This is a genomic window from Variovorax sp. W1I1, from assembly GCF_030815625.1.
Classification (GTDB): domain Bacteria; phylum Pseudomonadota; class Gammaproteobacteria; order Burkholderiales; family Burkholderiaceae_C; genus Variovorax; species Variovorax paradoxus_C.
Genome location: NZ_JAUSWZ010000001.1, coordinates 3,301,128 through 3,321,138 on the forward strand (window position 1 = coordinate 3,301,128; position 20,011 = coordinate 3,321,138).

A 20,011-nucleotide genomic window follows, 5' to 3' on the forward strand; every position below is an offset into this window, starting at 1 on the left:
CCAATCTTCCAAGGGATTTCCCTTAAGCCGAACGCCTCTGGGAGGGGTCATTTTTTAAACATCTATTAGCATAAGAAACAGTGTCCTTATGCTTGACCGAGTATTTAGCCACGCTAGAATCCGCCCTGCTCCGACTGCCAGACGCAGAGGGGCCACCCCTGAATCCGCTGCCGAGAACTCCCCCCGGCTTGATCAGGTCACCGCGCTCCTTACCCTACACCCTCCATGCGCGGAGCCTGATTCGTACCAATCCAAGCGCCGCTGCCTTCATCCATCGCCTCTCCAGGCGCTGCGAGCAGGTGCCGCACAGAAAGGAAGAGCGATGAACAAGGCGTTTGATGCCACAGCCCGCGGGCTGAGGACCTTTGTGTCCGATGTGGCAGACGGCTTTTTTGAAATCACCCACAACGGGTTCGCGTTGGTCGGTTTGGCCATCGTGTTCGCGGCCCTCGCCCTCGTGGCACGGCCCGATCTGCGCCAGACCGGCGAGGAACAGCTCATGGGCTGGCTGCAGTCGCGCAAGCCCGCGCCTGAAGTCACCGACCTGGAGCCGACCGCGATCGAGCGCACCACGGCCGCGAGCCCCGGCGACCTGCCCAAGCAGCAGGCGGCCGTGGCGTACTGGCTGAGCAAGAAATACAGCGTGGCGGCCGAACCGCTGAGCGTGCTCGTGGCCGAGGCCTACAACATCGGCAAGCGCACCAAGCTCGACCCGACGCTGATCCTGGCCATCATGGCCGTGGAGTCCAGCTTCAACCCGTTCGCCCAGAGCCACGTCGGCGCCCAGGGCCTGATGCAAGTCATGACGCGCGTGCACGGCGACAAGTACGAAAGCGCGGGCGGCACGCTCACCGCCTTCGACCCGGTGACCAACATGCGCGTCGGCGTGAAGGTGCTGCAGGAATGCATCTCCCGCGCCGGCTCGCTCGAAGGGGGCCTGCGCTACTACGTGGGCGCGGCCAACCTTGAAGACGACGGCGGCTACGCCAGCAAGGTGATGGCCGAGCACGAGCGCCTGCTGCAGGTCGCCAACGGCCGTGCACCGTCGGTGCAACCGCCCCGCACGACCGTGCGTGCCCAGCCGATTCCGATCGTGACGCCGGCACCGGCGCCGATCAAGGCCGAGGAAGGCTCGGAACCCGCAAAGGTCGCCCTGCTTTCCGCGGTTTCCTGAAGCTGGCTTGGCCGGGTGTGAGCTACACTCGGCCCCGTACGCGACTGGCGATAGGCGCAGCACCTGAACAAGGTGCCACGCGCTGACGTGGAATACCACTGGGAAGCGTGCCGCCTGACCACAACAGGCGTTCAGCCGTTCGCCTGGGCAGCCCTTGTTTGGTTGAAGAACAAGGACCTCGTCTTCAAAGGACTGCCATGTACCAACGCAATATCCTGGTCGAACAGACCGATCCCGAGATCTGGGCCGCCATCCAAGCCGAAAACGCGCGCCAGGAACATCACATCGAGCTGATCGCGAGCGAGAACTACGCCTCGCCGGCCGTCATGCAGGCCCAAGGCTCGCAGCTCACTAACAAGTACGCCGAAGGCTATCCGGGCAAGCGCTACTACGGCGGCTGCGAGCACGTCGACGTGGCCGAGCAACTGGCCATCGACCGCGTCAAGCAGATCTTCGGTGCCGACGCCGCTAACGTGCAGCCGCATTGCGGCGCCTCGGCCAACGAAGCCGTGATGCTGGCGTTCCTCAAGCCTGGCGACACCATCATGGGCATGAGCCTGGCCGAAGGCGGCCACCTGACCCACGGCATGCCACTCAACATGAGCGGCAAGTGGTTCAACGTGGTGAGCTATGGCCTGGACGCCAACGAAGCCATCGACTACGACGCGATGGAACGCAAGGCGCACGAGCACATGCCCAAGCTGATCATCGCGGGCGCCTCGGCCTACTCGCTGCACATCGACTTCGAGCGCTTCGCCAAGGTGGCGAAGGACGTGGGCGCGATCTTCATGGTCGACATCGCCCACTACGCCGGCCTCGTGGCCGCGGGCGTGTACCCCAATCCGGTGCCGCACGCCGACATCGTGACCTCCACCACCCACAAGAGCCTGCGCGGCCCGCGCGGCGGCATCATCCTGATGAAGTCGCAGCACGAGAAGGCGATCAACAGCGCGATCTTCCCGGGCCTGCAAGGCGGCCCTCTGATGCACGTGATCGCCGCCAAGGCCGTCGCGTTCAAGGAAGCGATGACGCCCGAGTTCAAGGCCTACCAGCAACAGGTGGTCAAGAACGCCAAGATCGTGGCCGACACGCTCACCGAGCGGGGCCTCCGCATCGTGAGCGGCCGCACCGAGAGCCACGTCATGCTGGTCGACCTGCGTTCGAAGGGCATCACCGGCAAGGAAGCCGAAGCCGTGCTGGGCAGCGCCCACATGACGATCAACAAGAACGCGATTCCGAACGACCCCGAAAAGCCGATGGTCACCAGCGGTGTGCGCATCGGCACCCCGGCCATGACCACCCGCGGCTTCAAGGACGAAGAAGCCCGCATCACCGCCAACCTGGTCGCAGATGTGCTCGAGAACCCGCGCGACACGGCGAACATCGACGCGGTGCGCGCCAAGGTGCACGCGCTGACGAGCCGCTTCCCCGTCTATCGCTGATCTGCACGGCCCGACCGCATGAAATGCCCTTTTTGCGGTCATCTTGAAACGCAGGTCGTGGAGACCCGCGTTTCGGAAGACGCCGACTTCGTCCGCAGGCGCCGCCAGTGCAGCGCCTGCGACAAGCGCTTCACCACCTACGAGCGCCCCGACGTCAACTTCCCCGTGGTCGTGAAGAAGGATGGCAGCCGCGCCGACTTCGATTCCTCCAAGGTGCGCGCCTCGATGATGCTGGCGCTGCGCAAGCGTCCGGTGAGCATCGAGCAGATCGACACCGCTCTCTTGCGGATCGAGCAGAAGCTCCTGGCCAGCGGCCTGCGCGAAATCGATTCGACGAAAGTCGGCGAACTGGTGATGCGCGAGCTCAAGCGCCTGGACAAGGTCGCCTACGTTCGCTTTGCCTCGGTGTACCGCAGCTTCGAGGACGTGGACGAGTTCCGGCAGTTGCTGCGGGACATCTGACTCCCAAGGGCAGTTTTCTTCAGGCGCCGCCTTCTCCCCTGGCGCACGCCCCCGAGCCGCAATCGCCGCTCACATCCGGATTGCAGACCTTCGCCCGGCCCGACGCCGAGACGATGACCGAGGCCCTGCGCCCCGTCTCGGCCTTGAACGTCAGGCAGCCCGCGCTGAAACTGGCCCTCGCGGTCTGGCGCGAGAACCCGTTGCCGTCGTAGCGCAGGCCTTGCGCAAAGCCGCCGCCGAGTGTCGTGTCGATGCTCACGCCCTGCGGCAATCGGTCGAAGCGCCGCAGCGTTTGTGTTTGGCTCTGCGTGGAGGACGATGCGTCGGAACCTGTTCGGACCACCCAGCCTTCGGACCAGTCGCCGCCCGCGAGTGCAGCCACCTCCACGCCCTGCGCGCGCTGAATGGCTTCCATGCGCGCAAAGCCCAGCGCCGCATTGAAACCCTGCGCAGCCGTCGCCAGACGCTGGTTGAGCAGCATGTCGCGAAAGCTCGGCACGCCGATGGCCGCCAGCACCGCGACGATGGCAACGATCGCCATCAGTTCGATCAGCGTGAAGCCGCCGATCGGTGTCGTGTTGCCGCGCTTCATTGCCAGCACCTGCCGGGCAGCGTCCCGTCGCATCCTTTGCCACCCGTGCTGTCGACCCAGAGATTGCCGACGTGGGGATCGGAGAACCCCGGCTTCAGCGTGGCCGTCAGCCGAATGCAGCCAGTGATGCTCCCTCGCCCTTCGCAATTGGCGCTCTTGACGGTGTACTTGCCGCCCACGCCCCCATCGCCCGACTCGCCCTCGTAGGGCCGGTATCGCCCCACCCGGGTATAGAGGCGCTCCTGCTCCTGCATCTGCTGCATGAGCGCGGAACGCCCCTCGCTGCGCCAGCCTTTGCGAACGAAATCCATGTATGACGGATAGGAGATGGCCGCCAGGATCGCGGCGATGGCCACCACGATCAGCATCTCGATCAGCGTGAAACCGCGAAGCACAGGGGTTCTCATTGCTTGCCCCTCCGGTAGTCGGAGATCTGTCGCCAGTTCAGCCGTCTGCCGGTCTGGCCCACGTTGCTGTCGCCGACGGGCTGCGCGGTCGAGAGGCCTGCGCCCCGGCTGCTGCGCGCGCCCGTGCTGACGATGGCGAGGCGCTTCGTTTCCGGGCGGCGCCCGAATGCATCGGTGGCCCCGACACCGGTTGTGGCCAGCTGCACCAGATGAGGCGCACCCAGCATGCCGGCACTCGATGGCACGCAAGCGCCGCCCTGCGAGAGCCCTGTCATCGCATTCACCGCGCAGGTGCGGCCACCGCCGTCTGCGCTGCATGCGCCTGAATCGGGAATCAGCGTGTTGAAGAACAACTGGCCGTCGCCCAGCACCGGCTTGAAGACCATCCGCTCGCCCCGTTCGGGCCCCGCCGGCAGGTCGAAATACCAGCCGCGGCGAGCATTCGTCTTGCCATCGAACGCGCCATAGACAAAAGCATCGCCGGTGACTGGCGGGAATGCCTGCCCATCCACAGCGCCGGTCTTGCGCTGCTGCAACTGCACGCGCGCTTCGCCGGCGGGAATGGCCACGCCGTTGTCGTACACGCCGTACATCGTCTGCACGCCCCGGCTCGAACGCCCCAGGTCTTCGGGGCTCACGAACTTTCCGGTTCCGAAGAGGACGATCGCGCCGCCCTCAGGACCCACGCCGACCTCGGGCGCGACGGTGATCGGCTGCCGCTTCGCATCCGCGCCGCTGCCGGACATGGCGACCATCAGGGGTTTGCCGTTCAGCGCCAATGCCTTGGCGCCCCACGGTGCATTGCCAGAGAAGTCGAACTTCCACAGATTGCCCTGCGTGTCGCCTGCGTAGAGAAAGCGCGTGGCGTCGTCCGCGCCCGCGTAGTCGCTCGGCGTGCTCAACGCATTCACGAGGGTTTTGTCCGCAGGGGCCGGCAGAACGATCTTGTAGTAGTTGGTGTTCTGCTTCCAGGCCTCGCCTGCGGGCTTGTCCAGCGACAGCAGGAACAGTGCGGCCCGCTTTTCGGGATTGGCGTTGTTGAAGCCCGAGGGAACGACAGCAAACCAGCCGTAGGTCGCCGCCCGGGTTCTGGTGGCTGCCGCGGTTCGGAACTTCATGATGCGCGGCGCCTGGGTCACGTGGCCCATGTCGTCGTCGTACGCGCCGCTGAATTCCCAGAGCACCTTGTCCGCCGAGAACGTCGCGGGGTCCGTCACGTCGAGCGCGAAGACGCCAGTCGCGCCGCCGCCATTGCCAGAAACCAGCACGGTCTTCCACGCGCCATCGGCCATGCGGGCGTCGCCGACGACGGGCGTTCCGTCGACGTAGCTGCGGTGCACATAGTCCGGCGAGGTGTAGGCCGCCAGGCGGGCGAACATGATGCGCGGCACGTAGGCGAAGAGTTCGTCCCCGGTGCGTGCGTCAAAGGCATGCAGCATGCCGTCGTTGGCGCCGACGTACACGACGGGCGGCCGGTCGCGATAGGCGGCCAGAAAACGTTCGTGCCCCGGTTCCTGAATCGCGAGGCTGGGTGGCCCGACATGCACCGGGTTCGAATTGGTCACGTCGCCCATGACCGAGTCGCGCACGCGAAAGAGGCCTTGCGGCGCGGACAGTTCCCGCCGCCGGTCCCCGCGCAGATAGGCCAGCCGCTCGGCGCCCAGGCCGTCGGAGACATCGGGCACGACATACGGCGTCGCATTCAGCCAACCGCGCAGCCCCCTGTCGAGCGCCTCCCACTGGAACGGCGTGCCGACGTCGGCCGTCGAGAGCGTAAAGATGCGCCTGCTCGCGACATCGCGCGCGGCCACGGGCGGCACGGCGTTCGGATTGCCGGTCAGCAGCTCGCCGGCGTCCCAGTCGGGCTTGTCGGCGCGCCGCACCGTACCGGTCGCCGCATCCGGCTGGAGGGGATACGACAGCAGCGTGCCCGACCAGCGTCGCCCGTTGAACTGCGGCACGTAGAGGTTCGCGCCGGACTGTGCGATCGTGTTCGACGAAATGGCGCTCCCCGCCGTGGCACCACCAGCCGGGGCCACGACGCGCAGGAAAATCCGGCGGATGGCCTCGGTCATTTGCGCCGGTTCACCGGCCAGGAAGTAGTTGGCGGGCTTGGGCTGGTTGTCGCCGTCAAGGCCTTCGGCCCATTCGGAACCGCCGCCCGCCGCCAGGAACGGATTGCCGTCGTCGTTGCTGTCGGCAAAACCGCCGTACTTCGCGGCCAGATAGAAAACGCTGCCGCGTTGCCTCTGCCGGATGGCGCTCGCGCCGCCCTGCCCCATGTCGATGGCAAAGGTCTGCACGCGCAAGCCCGTGTGGTCGCTGCGGATCTTCTGCGTGCGGGCCCAGTACGCCAGGCCCGCCATCCCGAACGATCCTTTGTCTGCGCCGGTTTCCGCGCTCGCGATGTCGGCCGAGGTCAACGGCGTGCCGCCCTTGTAGTTGAACGCCCGCGGCCCCTCGTTGCCGCCAGTGGTGAGCCCCGCCTTGCCCGATGGGTGCGCATAGGCAAGCGCCTCCCTGTTTTCAAAGGCGCCGACCAGACCTGTCCAATAGGCCGTGTCGGGCTCATGGGCAGCGATGCTGAAGCTGCGATCAAAATCGCCGATGGAGTTCCCCCTCGACATGCCGGGCAAGGAACGGTCGTAGTGGGTGTCGGCATCGCCGATCATCAGGACATCGTTTCTCTGGCAGCTGACGGCGGTGGGATCGCCATGACTTCGAGGGCTGTCGCTACCGGCGACCGCCTGCGGCGTCGGCGCCTTGCCCTGCAGGTAGCGCAGCGACTCGTAGTAGAGCTCGCCTGCAGGATCGAACGTGCTGTAGGCGCCTTGCCGGACGCCGTTGCGCCCGAAACGGTTGATGGCGTTGACGACCCCAGGGCTCTCCGCTGTGTCGGCCTTGAACACGCCCGTTGTCGCATTCCACTCCGCTTGCGGGTTGTCGACTGTGTCGAAAGTGGTGTCGATCTTTCTGGGCCCGACGTGCTTCATTGGTGCGCGCAGCACGCCGCCATAGCGTGCGGGGTCGTCGTCCGGCAAATAGCCGAAGACGGAGAACTTCATCCGGCCCGCGTAGCGCTGGACGGCGCCCACAGGCTTGGAGTTGCCATTCGGGTATCTGGCGCACAGCCCGGGACGCACCACCACCTCCGCCGCCGTGCACACCTCGACGCGCGCGATGTAAGGCGTGCCGCCCGGCGCCGAGCAAGTACCTGCAGCGGCTGCTCCGACGACGAATCGATCGAGGCAGTTGCTGAAGTGCAGCGTGTCCGTCGCAAGCACCGCGCCGCGTGCGCCCGTGACGAGTGGCGTGAGCCTGTTCAGGTTGCCGATGACCGCCTTGCCGGGGAAGTGGGCGCTGCGATGAAAGTCCTCCGGCAGCACCGCGCGCTGCAACACCGTGCGGCCCGGTTCGTCGATCACACGGTCACCACCCGTCAACGCGAGGCGCACCCCGTCGAGGGAAGACGACACCGCCCAGTTCAGCAGGTTGCCGCTCCACTGGTTGGCGCAGGCGATTTCTCCGCTGCTCAGCCTCGTTGCCGCGGACGAGCGCTTGAAGTAACCGTCGCCCGCCGCATAGCTGTAGCAACCCATCGCGTCCCAGTAACCGCCATAAGTTTTCTTTGCATCGAAGCTGTCGCGGTACGCGGCGCCGGCGTTCGCGCGCTTCAGCGAAAGATCGATCACCAGCCCCGGGTCGGCGCGTGAAGCCAGCGAGAACATCGGCTCGCTCGGGAGCTCCGCGTCGGCTGCGTTGGCCGTCGTCACGGCATGGGCGCACGTGGCGGCGAAGGCCGCCATCGCGCAAATTCGAAGAAAGCGCATGAAGGTCCCGTCCTCAGGAAGGGCAGCCAAGGCCGGCCGCCGGTTTGTACAAGGTGGTCTGCAGAACGACCTGTGTCTCTTCGCGCATGCCGTAGCCGACGGCCGTGACGCGAAAGATGTAGCTGGCGTCCTGGGCACTCGCGCTCTGCAGCACATTGGCCTGCCAGCTGCCGCGGCTGCGAACGGCTTCCACGATGTAGCGCGGTGCGCGGGCCGGTAGCGCACCGGCGTGGCTGCCGGTGGCGGCGTCGCCGCTGAAATAGGTCTGGCCCGTGAAGGTGCCGTAGGCAACTGACTTGCCGCTCCCGGCCGAAAGGTCGACGCTCACCCACGCCGGATCGGCGCCCGGCTCGGCGGGCGCGCACAGCCCCTGCTGCTCGCCGTCGCCACCGCACCCCGCGGCGAAGGCCGTCGCATCGGAGCGATTGAAAAGGCAGAGGCGCTGCCGTGGGTTCTCGTTGGGCCCGAGCACATCGGTTTCAGCATCGACAAGGGCAGCCTCGGCGGCCTGGAATGCCACCTCGGCATCGCGGTCGTTGCGGGCGCTGCGCTCGTTGACCAGCGAGACCTGCGCCGCGCCGACGCCCAGCACGGTGGCCACGACGAGAAGCAGCAGCACGACGATCAGCGAAAAGCCCCGCTGCGGCGGCGAAAGACGGCGCGGGCTCACGACGCCGGCGCCCTCAACGCGTTGCGCAGCATCACCGTGAAGGTCGCCACGCGCCGCAGCCGGCCATCGGCCGCGGGCCTGAAGCTGAGCTCGGAGAAATCGGTGCCCAGCGGATAGAGCACCTCCTCCGCCTCCTGCCGCTCGCCCCGGCCGTGGGCGCTGCGCGCCACCATGCCGATGCGCAGACCAACCACCTTGCGCCATTCGTCGGCGACCTTGTCTCCGGAGGCGGCCATGGCTTCGAGCTGCACGGCATCCAGCCACTGCTCGGGGGCGCCGTTGCCGTCGGCGTCGTGGCCGTAGACGACCTTGAACACCTCGATGCCCCGCGCCAGCGGTTGCGCACTGAACGCCCCGCCCCTTGCGCTGCGGTACTTGCAGTAGAGCTCGGGTTCCCTGTCGGCGGCTTCGGCGACATAGAAAAAACTCCAGGCGCGGTCTGCGGAGACGGGCGTGTCCGCCGCCGGACCGGGCTGGGCGAAACCCATGCAATCGATCATGGTGCCGTCGGGCTCGGTGCCGTCGCCATCGGAACGGCTGCGGCCGAAGAAGCGGACCCGCAGCGAATCGCTTGCGTTGATCCCGCGCGTGCCGTGCGCGCCGTGGCTGTCGCCGACGCCGCTGACGCGGGTGTCGCTCGCGCCCACGATATCGAGGTCGGCGGGGTCGCCCGACGATGCCGTGGTTCCCGTGCTGCCTGCCGCGCCCTCGGACCCTTGGGATTCCCTGGCCTCGGGCGCGTGGTCGGAATAGCCCGCCTGCCGCGCGACGCTCCTGACGACGAAGCCCGCGAACCTCAGCGACTCCTCCACCGCCTGCGCATCGGCATCGGCCGTGAACAAGCGCTGGCTGGCGACAAAGGCGGCCGTGGCCGCGAGCACGACGACCAGCGCAACGGCCGTCGCGACCAGCAGCTCGACCAGCGTCACCCCGCGTTCACGCACGCGGCCGGCGAACTCAGGAACCCGACTGGCCATCGCGCACCCGCCCTGCGACCAGTTGCATCACCAGCCGCGGCGCCGACGATGAATCCGCCTTCGCACCGAGGCCGGCGCGAGGCGTCCAGCCGAGCTTCACGACCACGGTGCGGCCGGTCTTGCTGCATGTCCAGGTGTACTCATCGGCTGCCGCGTTCCAGGGCGCCTCGTCGAAGCACACGCTGACGCGCGCATCGGGCAGCGCCTTGGCGATGCGGCGCTGCCACTCGTTCATGTCCCATGCCGCGAGGTCCGCCGTGGTGCAAACCGCGCCGCCTCCCACGCAGGCCGCGCCGGTGGAGGCGACTTCCGATGCGCCGCCCTCGCGCCAGTCTTCGACAAGGTAGGCATTGCCCGCGTCGTTGCGCGCAGCGACGCCTTTGTTCATCCGCGCCTTCTCCGACAGATCGCGCGCCAGATTGAGCGCTGCCGTGAAGGTTGCCGACTCGTTGCTGGTGCGCACCGACGCCAGCAGCATGCCGATCGTGCCGAGCAGTCCCAGGCTCAGCACGACGATGGATACCAATACCTCCACGAGCGAAAAGCCCGCGGCCCGATGCTTCGTTGAAGCCATGTTCGATGTCCTCCCTGATCTGCTGCAACTTGTGTTGCTTCTTTATTCCCGCCATCGAACTTCGAGCGTAGAGGCCGCTTGCGACTGGGCGCGCACCGTTCATCCGCATCGGTATGCCGCTCGTATGATCGAACGGCACCGGTGTTAAATTTTTCCCCGTCCCGCCCCCGTCCTGCCTCTTCCACTCCCATGCCTTCACACGAACAAGACGCGCAGCACATCGCGGCAGCCTTGCGCCTGGCGTCCGACGCCTTGCTGCTGACCGATCCGAACCCGCGCGTGGGCTGCGTGCTGTGCGACGCCGATGGGCGCGTGCTGGGTCAGGGGCATACGCAGAAGGCCGGCGGTCCGCATGCCGAGGTGATGGCGCTGCGCGATGCGGCGGCGCAAGGTCACTCGGTCGAAGGCGCGACGGCGTACGTCACGCTGGAGCCCTGTTCGCACCACGGCCGCACCGGGCCTTGCTGCGATGCGCTGATCGCGGCGGGCATCGGGCGGGTCGTGGCGTCGTTGGCCGATCCGAACCCACTGGTCGCGGGCCAGGGCTTCGATCGGCTGCGTGCGGCGGGTATCGAGGTCGAGGTCGGCCCCGGCGCCGACGAATCGCGCGAGCTCAACATCGGCTTCTTCAGCCGCATGGTGCGCAAGACGCCGTGGGTGCGTCTCAAGGTGGCGGCTTCGCTGGACGGCAAGACGGGCCTTGAAAACGGCGTGAGCCAATGGATAACCTCCGAGCCCGCGCGCGCCGATGGCCACGCCTGGCGCGCCCGCGCGAGCGCTGTGCTGACCGGCGTCGGCACGGTGCTCGAAGACAACCCGCGCCTGGACGTACGTCTGGTCCCGACGCCGCGCCAGCCGCATCTGGTCGTCGTTGACAGTCGCCTCCAGACACCGCCGGACGCTCACATATTCATAGCAGGCCGCCCGGTGTGGATCTACGCGGCCGTACGGGACGAAGCCAAGGCTGCCGCGCTGGAAGCCCGCGGCGCCACGGTCACTTGCCTTGCCAATGCCGACGGCAAGGTCGATCTGGGCGCGATGCTGAAAGATTTAGCAGCGCGCGGCGTCAACGAGCTGCACGTCGAGTCGGGCCACAAGCTCAATGGCTCGCTGATTCGCGAGGGCTGCGTCGACGAACTGCTGGTCTACCTCGCGCCCAAGCTGATCGGCCAAGGGCTCGACATGGCCAGTCACATTCACGCAGACGGTCCGCTCACCTCGCTGGCGGGCGTTCTCCCCCTGGAATTCAAGTCCGTGGACATGTTCGCACCGGACCTTCGCATCGTGGCGCGGGTGACGGGAAGGGACAGGTTCTAGCGTTCGGCCCGAACGGGCTTCGTTCTCTGCGAAAATGTGCGAATGTTCACCGGAATCATCACCGGCGTGGGGCGCATCGCCGCCATCCACGACCTCGGCACCTCCTCCTCCTACGGCAAAAGACTCAGCATTGCGGTGCCTGACGGCTATCTCGACGATGTCGGGCTGGGCGACAGCATCGCGCTGAACGGCGCCTGCATGACCGTCACCACGCTCGTTCCCGAGCAGCAACTGTTCACCATCGACATTTCCGCCGAATCCCTCGACAAGACTGCCGGCCTGACCGACGAGGGCAGCCGCATCAACCTCGAGAAGGCCCTGCGCGCAAGCGACCGCCTCGGCGGCCACATCGTCTCGGGCCATGTGGACGGCATCGGCACAGTGAGCTTCTTCGAGCCGGTCGGCGAAAGCTGGGAGTTGCGCGTGGTCGCACCGCCCGCCCTCGCCCGCTTTCTCGCCTACAAGGGCTCGATCACCATCAACGGCGTGAGCCTCACCGTCAACAGCGTGAAAGACACCGAAGACGGCGCCGAGATCAGCATCAACCTGATCCCGCACACGGTGGACAACACCTCCCTCGGCGGCCTCAAGGCCGGCTCGAAGGTCAATCTCGAAATCGATACCGTGGCGCGCTACGTGGAGCGCATGCTCCAGGCGGGCGTCCTGGTCCCCCAGGCTTCCACGTATTCCAAGGACACCGCCGAATGAATGCCTCCGTCACGCCCATCGGCGCCGCCCCGAGCGCCGCGCGCGCGCCAGCCCCCATTTCATCGGTCGAGGAGATCGTCGCCGAGCTGGCTGCCGGCCGCATGGTGATCCTTGTGGACGAGGAAGACCGGGAGAACGAAGGTGACATCGTCATCGCGGCCGACCACATCACCCCCGAATCCATCAACTTCATGGCCCGCCATGCGCGCGGCCTGATCTGCCTCACGCTTTCGCGCGAAATGTGCGAGCGCCTGCAGTTGCCGCCGATGGTGCAGCGCAACGGCGCGAAGCATTCGACGGCCTTCACTGTTTCCATCGAAGCCGCCGAGGGCGTCACCACCGGCATCTCGGCCGCCGACCGCGCCCGCACCGTGCAGGCCGCCGTGGCGCCGAATGCCGTGGCCGCCGATCTCGTGCAGCCCGGCCACATCTTCCCGCTGCAGGCGGTGGACGGCGGCGTGCTCATGCGCGCCGGCCATACCGAAGCGGGTTGCGACCTGGCCGCCATGGCCGGCTGCTCGCCCGCCTCGGTGATCTGCGAGGTGATGAACGAAGACGGCACCATGGCCCGCCTGCCCGACCTGCAGATCTTCGCGGCCGAGCACGGCCTCAAGATCGGCACCATCGCCGCGCTCATCGAGCACCGCAGCCGCGTCGAATCGCTGGTCGAGAAGGTCGGCTGCCGCGAAATTCAAACCGCCTGGGGCAATTTCACCGCCCACGCCTTCATCGACAAGCCCAGCCGCGGCGTGCATCTCGCGCTCGTGCGCGGCAAGTGGGCGCCTGAAGACACGGTGTCGGTGCGCGTGCACGAGCCGCTTTCGGTGCTCGACGCGCTCGAAATCAACCGCTCGCTGCACTCCTGGAGCCTGGACGCCAGCCTTTCGCACATCGCGACCGAAGGCAAGGGCGTGGCCGTGCTGCTCAATTGCGGCGAAACCGCCGGCGAGCTGCTCGCGCAATTCGACGGCACCGCGCGTCCCGCGCAAGCCCCCGAGCGCGGCCGCATGGACCTGCGCAGCTACGGCATCGGCGCGCAGATCCTGCGCGAATGCGGCGTGCACAAGATGAACCTGCTGGGCACGCCACGTCGCATGCCGAGCATGGCAGCAGGCTACGGCCTGGAAATCGCCGGCTACCTGACGAAAGACTGAACGACCATGCAAGGTTCAAACAAGGGCGAGACAACGCTCAATGGCAAGGGCCTCCGCATCGGCATCGTGCAGGCGCGCTTCAACGCCGACATCACCGACGCGCTGGCTGCGGCCTGCCTCGCCGAACTCGAATCGCTCGGCGTGGCCGCGTCCGACATCCATCATGTGAAGGTGCCCGGCGCCCTCGAAGTGCCCGTGGCGCTGCAGGCGCTGGCCGAGCGCGGCGGCTACCACGCGCTCGTCGCGCTGGGCTGCATCATCCGCGGCGAGACCTACCACTTCGAACTGGTGGCCAACGAATCGGGCGCGAGCGTGAGCCGCATCGCGCTCGATTACCGCCTTCCCATCGCCAACGCGATCCTCACCACCGAAAACCTAGCGCAGGCCGTCGCACGGCAGACCGACAAGGGCCGCGATGCAGCCCAGGTCGCCGTCGAGATGGCGCAACTGCTGGCCACCCTTTCATGACCGAAGACACCACCAAGGCAGGCGGCGCCAAGCCCCGCCAGTCGCGCACGGGGCTCACCAGCACCGGCGCACGCAAGGCTTCGGCCAAGTCCAACCGCAGCCGCGCGCGCGAGTTCGCGCTGCAGGCGCTCTATCAGCACCTGGTGGGCCGCAACGACCCGACCGACATCGACCACTTCACGCGCGACCTCGCCGGCTTCCACAAGGCCGATGCAGCACATTACGACGCGCTGCTGCACGGCTCGATCGATAACGCCGAGCAGCTCGATGCGCTGATCCGCCCGCTGCTCGACCGCAAGTTCGAGGAAATCTCGCCCATCGAGCACGCCGTGATGTGGATCGGCGTGTATGAGTTCCAGAACTGCCCCGACGTGCCGTGGCGCGTGGTGCTCAACGAATGCATCGAGCTCGCCAAGGAATTCGGCGGCACCGACGGCCACAAGTACGTGAACGCGGTGCTCAACGGCCTCGCGCCGCAGTTGCGCCCCCTCGAAGTGGAAGCGGATCGCGCTTCCGGCAAGGCGAAAGCATGAGGATTTCGACGCGCGCGGAGCGCATCGAGCCCTTTTATGTGATGGAGGTGGCGAAGGCCGCCGGGGCGCTGGCGCGCGAAGTGGCCCACACCGACCGGCCGATGATCTTCCTGAACATCGGCGAGCCCGATTTCACCGCGCCCCCGCTGGTGCAGGAAGCCGCCCTGCGCGCCGTGCGTGCCGGCGCCACGCAGTACACGCAGGCGACTGGCCTCGACCACTTACGCGAGCGCATCAGCGGCTGGTACGCGCAGCGTTTCGGTGTCGACGTGCCCGCCCGCCGCATCGTCGTCACGGCCGGCGCCTCGGCCGCACTGCAGCTCGCCTGCCTCGCGCTGATCGAATCGGGTGACGAGATCCTGCTGCCCGACCCGAGCTATCCCTGCAACCGCCACTTCGTGAGTGCGGCGGACGGCAAGGCGGTGCTGATTCCGACGACGGCCGAAGAGCGCTTCCAGCTCACCGCCGCCAAGGTCGAGGCCGCCTGGACCGAGAAGACGCGCGGCGTGCTGCTCGCCTCGCCCTCCAACCCAACCGGCACCTCGATCGCGCCCGACGAGCTGCGCCGCATCCACAAGGTCGTGTCCGACCGCGGCGGCATCACGCTGATCGACGAGATCTACCTGGGCCTGTCCTACGACGAGGCCTTCGGGCAGACGGCGCTGGCCATCGACGACAACGTCATCAGCATCAACAGCTTCAGCAAGTACTTCAACATGACCGGCTGGCGCCTGGGCTGGCTGGTGGTGCCCGAAGTGCTGGTGCCGGTGGTCGAGCGCCTCGCGCAGAACCTCTTCATCTGCGCGAGCACGGTGTCGCAATATGCGGCGCTCGCCTGCTTCGAGGACGCGAGCATCGCCGAGTACGAACGCCGCCGCGCCGAGTTCAAGGCGCGCCGCGACTGGTTCATTCCGCAACTCGACGCCCTGGGCCTGAACGTGCCCGTGGTGCCCGATGGCGCCTTCTACGCCTGGGCCGACTGCACCAGCTTCGCCGAGAAGCTTGGCATCTCGGGCAGCTGGGATTTCGCCTTCGAGACCATGAAACGCGCCCACGTCGCCGTGACGCCCGGCCGCGATTTCGGCACGGCAGAAACGGCGAAGTTCGTGCGCTTCTCCACCGCGAGTTCGATGGAGCATCTGAAGGAAGCCGTCGAGCGTCTGCGCGCAATGGCCGAGAACCGGGCGCAATGAGCGCAGCGCAGGGCCGCCCCAAGCAAGCTCGCGCCGCAGTGCAAAGCACGGAGGCATGCCGATGAGCTACGCGTTTCCGATCCGCGTCTACTGGGAAGACACCGACGCCGGCGGCATCGTGTTCTACGCCAACTACCTGAAGTTCATGGAGCGCGGGCGCACCGAGTGGCTGCGCTCCCTGGGCGTCGAGCAGCGCAAGCTCAAGGAAGAAACCGGCGGCCAGTTCGTGGTGAGCGAAACGCAGCTCAAATACCATCGGCCCTCCCGGCTCGACGACGAACTGCTGGTCACAGCCGATCTTCAACAATTGGGCACTGCCTCATTGATAATCGGACAGCAAGTGCTATCAAAAACAGAGCAAGAGCGAATCGGCGCCGCGGCACCGGTCTTGCTGTGCGAAGGCACGATCCGTATCGGGTGGGTGAATGCCGCCACTTTGCGTCCCGCACGCATCCCTTCCCGGGTTTCGGGAACCCTCGAGCGCTGCGGCGGCTCCATGACTCAACCTTTCAAGCCATGAACCAAGATCTATCCATCATCAACCTCCTGCTCCACGCCAGTTTCGTGGTGCAAATGGTCGTGCTGCTGCTCGTGATCGTCTCGATTGCCAGCTGGGCCGCGATCATCCGCAAGTACTTCGCGCTGCGGCGCATGCGCGCGCTGAACGACGATTTCGAGCGCGAGTTCTGGTCGGGCACCAGCCTGAACGAGCTGTTCGCCTCGGCCGCCCAGAACGCCAAGTTCGCGGGACCGATGGAGCGCATCTTCGCCTCGGGCATGCGCGAATACCAAAAGCTGCGCGAACGCCATGTGAGCGACCCCGCCACGCTGCTGGACGGCGCCCGCCGCGCGATGCGTGCGAGCTTCCAGCGCGAGCTCGATGCGGCCGAACAGAACCTCTCGTTCCTCGCCACCGTCGGTTCGGTGTCGCCGTATGTCGGCCTCTTCGGCACGGTCTGGGGGATCATGCATGCCTTCACCGGCCTGGCTGCGCTCACGCAGGTGACGCTCGCCACCGTGGCGCCCGGCATTGCCGAAGCGCTGGTGGCCACCGCCATCGGCCTCTTCGCCGCGATTCCCGCGGTGGTCGGCTACAACCGCTTCGCCCGCGAGATCGACAAGATCGCCATCGCCCTGGAGACCTACATCGAGGAGTTCTCCAACATCCTGCAGCGCAACCTCTCGGCCAACCCGGGTGCGGCCGCCGCGGCAACCACGGTGGCTCCGGCCAACCGCTGAGCGGAGTCCGAGCGCATGCCCGCCGTTTCATCCCGGGGCCGTGGCCGCCGGACGATCAACGAGATCAACATGGTCCCGTTCATCGACGTGATGCTGGTGCTGCTGATCATCTTCATGGTCACAGCGCCGCTCATCACGCCGAGCGTGATCAACCTGCCCTCGGTCGACCGCGCCAACAAGCAGCCCGACAAGCCCATCGAGATCGTCATCAAGAGCGACGACGAAGTGCAGATCAAGAAGGACCCGTCCACCGGCAACACGGGCAGCACGTCCATCCCCATGACCCAGATCGGCGCTGCCGCTAAGCAGGCGCAGGGCGGCGATGCCCAGCGCCCCGTGGTCATCAGCGCCGACAAGTCGGTGAAGTACGAAACCGTCGTGAAGGCGATGAACCAGCTCAAGCGCAGCGGCATCGATCGCGTGGGCCTGTCGGTCACGACCACGGGCGGCAAATAAGGCATGTCGCTCGCACTGGATCGCCCCGAGTTCGCGCCGCCACCGCAGCGCGGCACGCCGCGCGCCGTCGTGCTCGCCCTCATCGCGCATGCGCTGCTGATCGCGGCGCTGACCTGGGGGGTGCGCTGGCGCAGCGACGCCGACGAAGGCGCCGTCGATGCGGAGCTGTGGTCCTCCACCGTGCAACAGGCCGCGCCGCGCCTGTCCGCACCGGAGGCGCCGACACCCGCTCCCGCGCCGCCGCCGCCCGCTCCCACGCCGCCACCGCCTCCGGCAGCCAAGGCGCCCGAGCCCGCACCCGCGCCGAAGGCCCCTGACATTGCCCTGGAGCGCGAGAAGAAGCTCAAGGAGCAGAAGGAACAGAAAGAGCGCGAGCTCGAGCAGCAGCAACAACAGCAAAAGAAGAAAGAGCTCGAAGCCAAGCAGCGCGCCGAAGACGACGCCCAGCGCAAGAAAGAGCAGCAACAGAAGCTCGCCGAGCAGAAGAAGCAGCAGGAAGCCGAGGCCAAGCAAGCCGAAGCCAAGAAGGCCGAGGCCGCCGCGAAGCAGGCCGCTGCCGATCGCGCCGCCACGCTCAAGCGCATGCAGGGTCTGGCGGGTGCCAGCGGTGCCGACGATTCGAAGGGCACGGCCCTGCGGTCTTCAGGCCCGTCCAGCGGTTATGCCGGACGCATCGCCGCCGCGGTGCGCCCGAACATCACCTTCCCCGATGCCGACACGGTGAACGGCAACCCGGCGGCCGAGTTCGAGGTGAACCTCGCGCCCGACGGCACCATCGTCGGCGTCAAGCTCACGCGCTCCAGCGGACTGCCCGCCTGGGATGAAGCGGCCGAGCGCGGCCTGCGCAAGACCGACAAGCTGCCGCGCGACACCGACGGGCGCATCTTCCCGTCGCTGATCGTCTCGCTCAGGCCCAAGCGCTGATTCGCGCCGGTTCCGGGCGGCCTTTCGCAAGGCCGCCCGGAACTCCGTTGTTGCCGCGCTGTCTACCCGCGCACAACAACAGCCGGGTTCCGTGCCCGCACAAGAGCGCAAGATGAAATCCACCGGTCGCATCCGCTACGGGAGCAGTCCGCTGCTCGCCAGTCCCACCCCCGTCTGGCGCAGCAAGTTCATCGTGGCCAGCATCGCCTTCGGTTTCGTGCTGCTGGCCGGCCGGGCCGCCTACATCCAGGTCTTCAACCACGACTTCTTCCAGCACCAGGGCGAGGTGCGCTACCAGCGCACGCTGGAGCTGCCCGCGAACCGCGGGCGCATCCTCGACCGCAACGGTCTCATCCTCGCCTCCGACATCCCGGCGCCCAGCATCTGGGCCATTCCCGAGGACATCGAGCGCGACGATCCCGCCGTGCAGGCCAAATTGAAGCAGGCGGCCAAGCTGCTCGGCATGCCGCAGAAGGAGTTCGACAAGAAGCTGGAGGACGAGGACAAGAGCTTCGTCTGGATCAAGCGCCAGGTCGACACCGCCGTCGGCAAGCAGATCGCCGAACTCGGCATCAAGGGCATCTACCTGCGCCGCGACTACCGGCGCCAGTACCCCGAGGGCGAGGCGGCCGCGCACCTGGCGGGCTTCACCAATGTCGAGGACACGGGGCAGGAAGGCGTCGAGCTGGCCTTCAACAGCGAGCTGGCCGGCAAGGCGGGCTCGCGCCACGTCATCAAGGACCGCCTGGGCCACATCGTCGAGGACACCGAGGACCAGGTGCCGCCGACCGACGGCCACGACATCCAGTTGAGCATCGACGACCGCGTGCAGTTCGTCGCCTACGAGAAGATCCGCGATGCAGTGGTTGCCAACAAGGCCCGGGCCGGCAGCGTGGTGGTGGTCGATGCGGAAACGGGCGAACTGCTCGCCATGGCCAACTATCCGAGCTACGACCCGAACGACCGCCGCAACCTCACCGGCGAGCAGTTGCGCAACCGCGCGATGACCGACGTGTTCGAGCCGGGCTCGACGATGAAGCCGATCACCATCGCCACCGCGCTGCAGCTCGGGCGCGTGACGCCGCAGACCATCATCGACACCAACCCCGGTCGCATCACCGTCACGGGCGCGACGATCCACGACGACGAGAACTTCGGCGTGCTCACGGTGCAGGGCGTGATTCAGAAATCCAGCAATGTGGGCGCCACCAAGATCTCGCAGCGCATGACGGCGCAGGAGATGTGGAACTCGTTCACCTCGCTGGGCCTCGGCCAGAAGCCGCAGACGCCCTTCCCCGGCGCGGTGACCGGGCGGCTTCGGCCCTGGAAGTCGTGGCGGCCGATCGAGCAGGCCACCATGTCGTACGGCTACGGCCTCTCGGCGTCGCTGTTCCAGATCGCGCACGCGTACACGGCCTTCGCGCACAACGGCGAAGTCATCCCGGTGGGCCTTTTGAAAAGCACGAACACCGAGCCGCCCGGCGTGCAGGTGTTCTCGCCGCAGGTCGCGAGCGAGGTGCGCAAGATGATGCACATGGCCGCCGCGCCCGGCGGCACCGCGCCGCTCGCGCAGACCGATGGCTACTCGGTCGGCGGCAAGACCGGCACCGCGCACAAGCAGGTCGGCAAGGGCTATGCGAGCAACAAGTACCGCGCCTGGTACACCGGCATGTCGCCGATCGACAAGCCCCGCATCATCGTCGCGGTGATGATCGACGAGCCCGGCGCGGGCAAGTACTTCGGCGGGCTGGTCGCGGCGCCGGTGTTCAGCCAGGTGGTGCAGCAGACGCTGCGCATCCTGAACGTGCTGCCCGACCTGCCGGTGGCCTCCATGGCGCACTGATGGCGCATTGATGGCGCGCTGGTTCACCTCGCTCGTTTAGGATCGTCG

General features: G+C 67.0%; 20 protein-coding genes and 1 riboswitch. Of the genes, 14 read left to right on the top strand and 6 right to left on the bottom strand.

The genetic code is table 11. The annotated features are described in order from the left end of the window. The first annotated feature begins 322 nt into the window (after positions 1–322). The 3 genes from QFZ83_RS15460 (at position 323) to nrdR (ending at position 3,078) form a co-directional block, all read left to right on the top strand. Positions 323–1,174 carry a lytic transglycosylase domain-containing protein gene (locus tag QFZ83_RS15460; RefSeq protein WP_307507891.1) on the top strand — a complete coding sequence of 284 codons (852 nt, stop codon included), beginning with the start codon at positions 323–325 and terminating at the stop codon, positions 1,172–1,174. Positions 1,175–1,204: 30 nt separating this feature from the next. Further along, positions 1,205–1,330: riboswitch (ZMP/ZTP riboswitch) on the top strand. Positions 1,331–1,371: 41 nt separating this feature from the next. Beyond that, positions 1,372–2,616, top strand: coding sequence for a serine hydroxymethyltransferase (gene glyA / locus QFZ83_RS15465; protein ID WP_307507894.1), 1,245 nt, complete (start codon positions 1,372–1,374; stop codon positions 2,614–2,616). Positions 2,617–2,634: 18 nt separating this feature from the next. Next, positions 2,635–3,078, top strand: a complete 444-nt coding sequence (gene nrdR, locus QFZ83_RS15470; RefSeq protein WP_013541926.1) for a transcriptional regulator NrdR — start codon at positions 2,635–2,637, stop codon at positions 3,076–3,078. 19 nt (positions 3,079–3,097) lie between these two features. Here nrdR and QFZ83_RS15475 read toward each other — a convergent pair whose 3' ends face one another. From QFZ83_RS15475 to pilV, 6 genes are read right to left on the bottom strand one after another with little or no spacing between them, the layout of a single operon-like run. Next, entirely contained in the window at positions 3,098–3,670 is a 573-nt protein-coding gene (locus QFZ83_RS15475) for a GspH/FimT family pseudopilin (RefSeq protein ID WP_306876905.1), read from the bottom strand. Beyond that, positions 3,667–4,077, bottom strand: a complete 411-nt coding sequence (locus tag QFZ83_RS15480; RefSeq protein WP_306876906.1) for a type IV pilin protein — start codon at positions 4,075–4,077, stop codon at positions 3,667–3,669. The genes QFZ83_RS15475 and QFZ83_RS15480 overlap by 4 nt, the downstream gene beginning before the upstream one ends. Then, on the bottom strand, positions 4,074–7,907 hold the full coding sequence (locus tag QFZ83_RS15485) for a pilus assembly protein (RefSeq protein WP_307507896.1): 3,834 nt from the start codon (positions 7,905–7,907) through the stop codon (positions 4,074–4,076). The genes QFZ83_RS15480 and QFZ83_RS15485 overlap by 4 nt, the downstream gene beginning before the upstream one ends. Before the next feature lie 13 nt (positions 7,908–7,920). Continuing rightward, on the bottom strand, positions 7,921–8,577 hold the full coding sequence (locus QFZ83_RS15490; protein WP_307507899.1) for a PilX N-terminal domain-containing pilus assembly protein: 657 nt from the start codon (positions 8,575–8,577) through the stop codon (positions 7,921–7,923). Further along, positions 8,574–9,554: a PilW family protein gene (locus QFZ83_RS15495; RefSeq protein ID WP_307507901.1), complete on the bottom strand. Its 981-nt coding sequence runs from the start codon at positions 9,552–9,554 to the stop codon at positions 8,574–8,576. The genes QFZ83_RS15490 and QFZ83_RS15495 overlap by 4 nt, the downstream gene beginning before the upstream one ends. Next, complete coding sequence (gene pilV / locus QFZ83_RS15500; protein WP_307507903.1) at positions 9,535–10,128, bottom strand: type IV pilus modification protein PilV; 594 nt, start codon at positions 10,126–10,128, stop codon at positions 9,535–9,537. The genes QFZ83_RS15495 and pilV overlap by 20 nt, the downstream gene beginning before the upstream one ends. A 189-nt stretch (positions 10,129–10,317) precedes the next feature. Here pilV and ribD point away from each other — a divergent pair, with 189 nt between their 5' ends. The 11 genes from ribD (at position 10,318) to QFZ83_RS15555 (ending at position 19,963) form a co-directional block, all read left to right on the top strand. After that, positions 10,318–11,445, top strand: a complete 1,128-nt coding sequence (gene ribD / locus QFZ83_RS15505; RefSeq protein ID WP_307507905.1) for a bifunctional diaminohydroxyphosphoribosylaminopyrimidine deaminase/5-amino-6-(5-phosphoribosylamino)uracil reductase RibD — start codon at positions 10,318–10,320, stop codon at positions 11,443–11,445. Positions 11,446–11,487: 42 nt separating this feature from the next. After that, complete coding sequence (locus tag QFZ83_RS15510) at positions 11,488–12,153, top strand: riboflavin synthase (protein ID WP_307507907.1); 666 nt, start codon at positions 11,488–11,490, stop codon at positions 12,151–12,153. Beyond that, on the top strand, positions 12,150–13,307 hold the full coding sequence (ribBA, locus tag QFZ83_RS15515) for a bifunctional 3,4-dihydroxy-2-butanone-4-phosphate synthase/GTP cyclohydrolase II (protein ID WP_307507908.1): 1,158 nt from the start codon (positions 12,150–12,152) through the stop codon (positions 13,305–13,307). The genes QFZ83_RS15510 and ribBA overlap by 4 nt, the downstream gene beginning before the upstream one ends. 6 nt (positions 13,308–13,313) lie before the next feature. Then, positions 13,314–13,775 (top strand): 6,7-dimethyl-8-ribityllumazine synthase, encoded by a 462-nt coding sequence (gene ribH / locus QFZ83_RS15520; protein WP_306876919.1) that lies wholly within the window; start codon positions 13,314–13,316, stop codon positions 13,773–13,775. Then, complete coding sequence (gene nusB / locus QFZ83_RS15525; RefSeq protein ID WP_013541937.1) at positions 13,772–14,308, top strand: transcription antitermination factor NusB; 537 nt, start codon at positions 13,772–13,774, stop codon at positions 14,306–14,308. Before ribH ends, nusB begins: the two co-directional genes overlap by 4 nt. Further along, positions 14,305–15,501 (top strand): pyridoxal phosphate-dependent aminotransferase, encoded by a 1,197-nt coding sequence (locus tag QFZ83_RS15530; protein WP_307507910.1) that lies wholly within the window; start codon positions 14,305–14,307, stop codon positions 15,499–15,501. The genes nusB and QFZ83_RS15530 overlap by 4 nt, the downstream gene beginning before the upstream one ends. A 61-nt stretch (positions 15,502–15,562) precedes the next feature. Next, positions 15,563–16,021, top strand: a complete 459-nt coding sequence (locus tag QFZ83_RS15535; protein WP_013541939.1) for a YbgC/FadM family acyl-CoA thioesterase — start codon at positions 15,563–15,565, stop codon at positions 16,019–16,021. Continuing rightward, a complete protein-coding gene (gene tolQ / locus QFZ83_RS15540; RefSeq protein WP_013541940.1) occupies positions 16,018–16,740 on the top strand; it encodes a protein TolQ in 723 nt (240 codons plus the stop codon). The genes QFZ83_RS15535 and tolQ overlap by 4 nt, the downstream gene beginning before the upstream one ends. A gap of 15 nt (positions 16,741–16,755) precedes the next feature. Further along, the gene (locus tag QFZ83_RS15545; RefSeq protein ID WP_306876924.1) at positions 16,756–17,196 is read left to right on the top strand and encodes a biopolymer transporter ExbD; all 441 of its coding nucleotides are present in this window, start codon (positions 16,756–16,758) and stop codon (positions 17,194–17,196) included. Positions 17,197–17,199: 3 nt separating this feature from the next. Beyond that, entirely contained in the window at positions 17,200–18,120 is a 921-nt protein-coding gene (locus QFZ83_RS15550; protein ID WP_306876925.1) for a cell envelope integrity protein TolA, read from the top strand. Positions 18,121–18,232: 112 nt separating this feature from the next. Further along, positions 18,233–19,963: a penicillin-binding protein 2 gene (locus QFZ83_RS15555; protein WP_306876926.1), complete on the top strand. Its 1,731-nt coding sequence runs from the start codon at positions 18,233–18,235 to the stop codon at positions 19,961–19,963. Positions 19,964–20,011 lie beyond the last annotated feature (48 nt).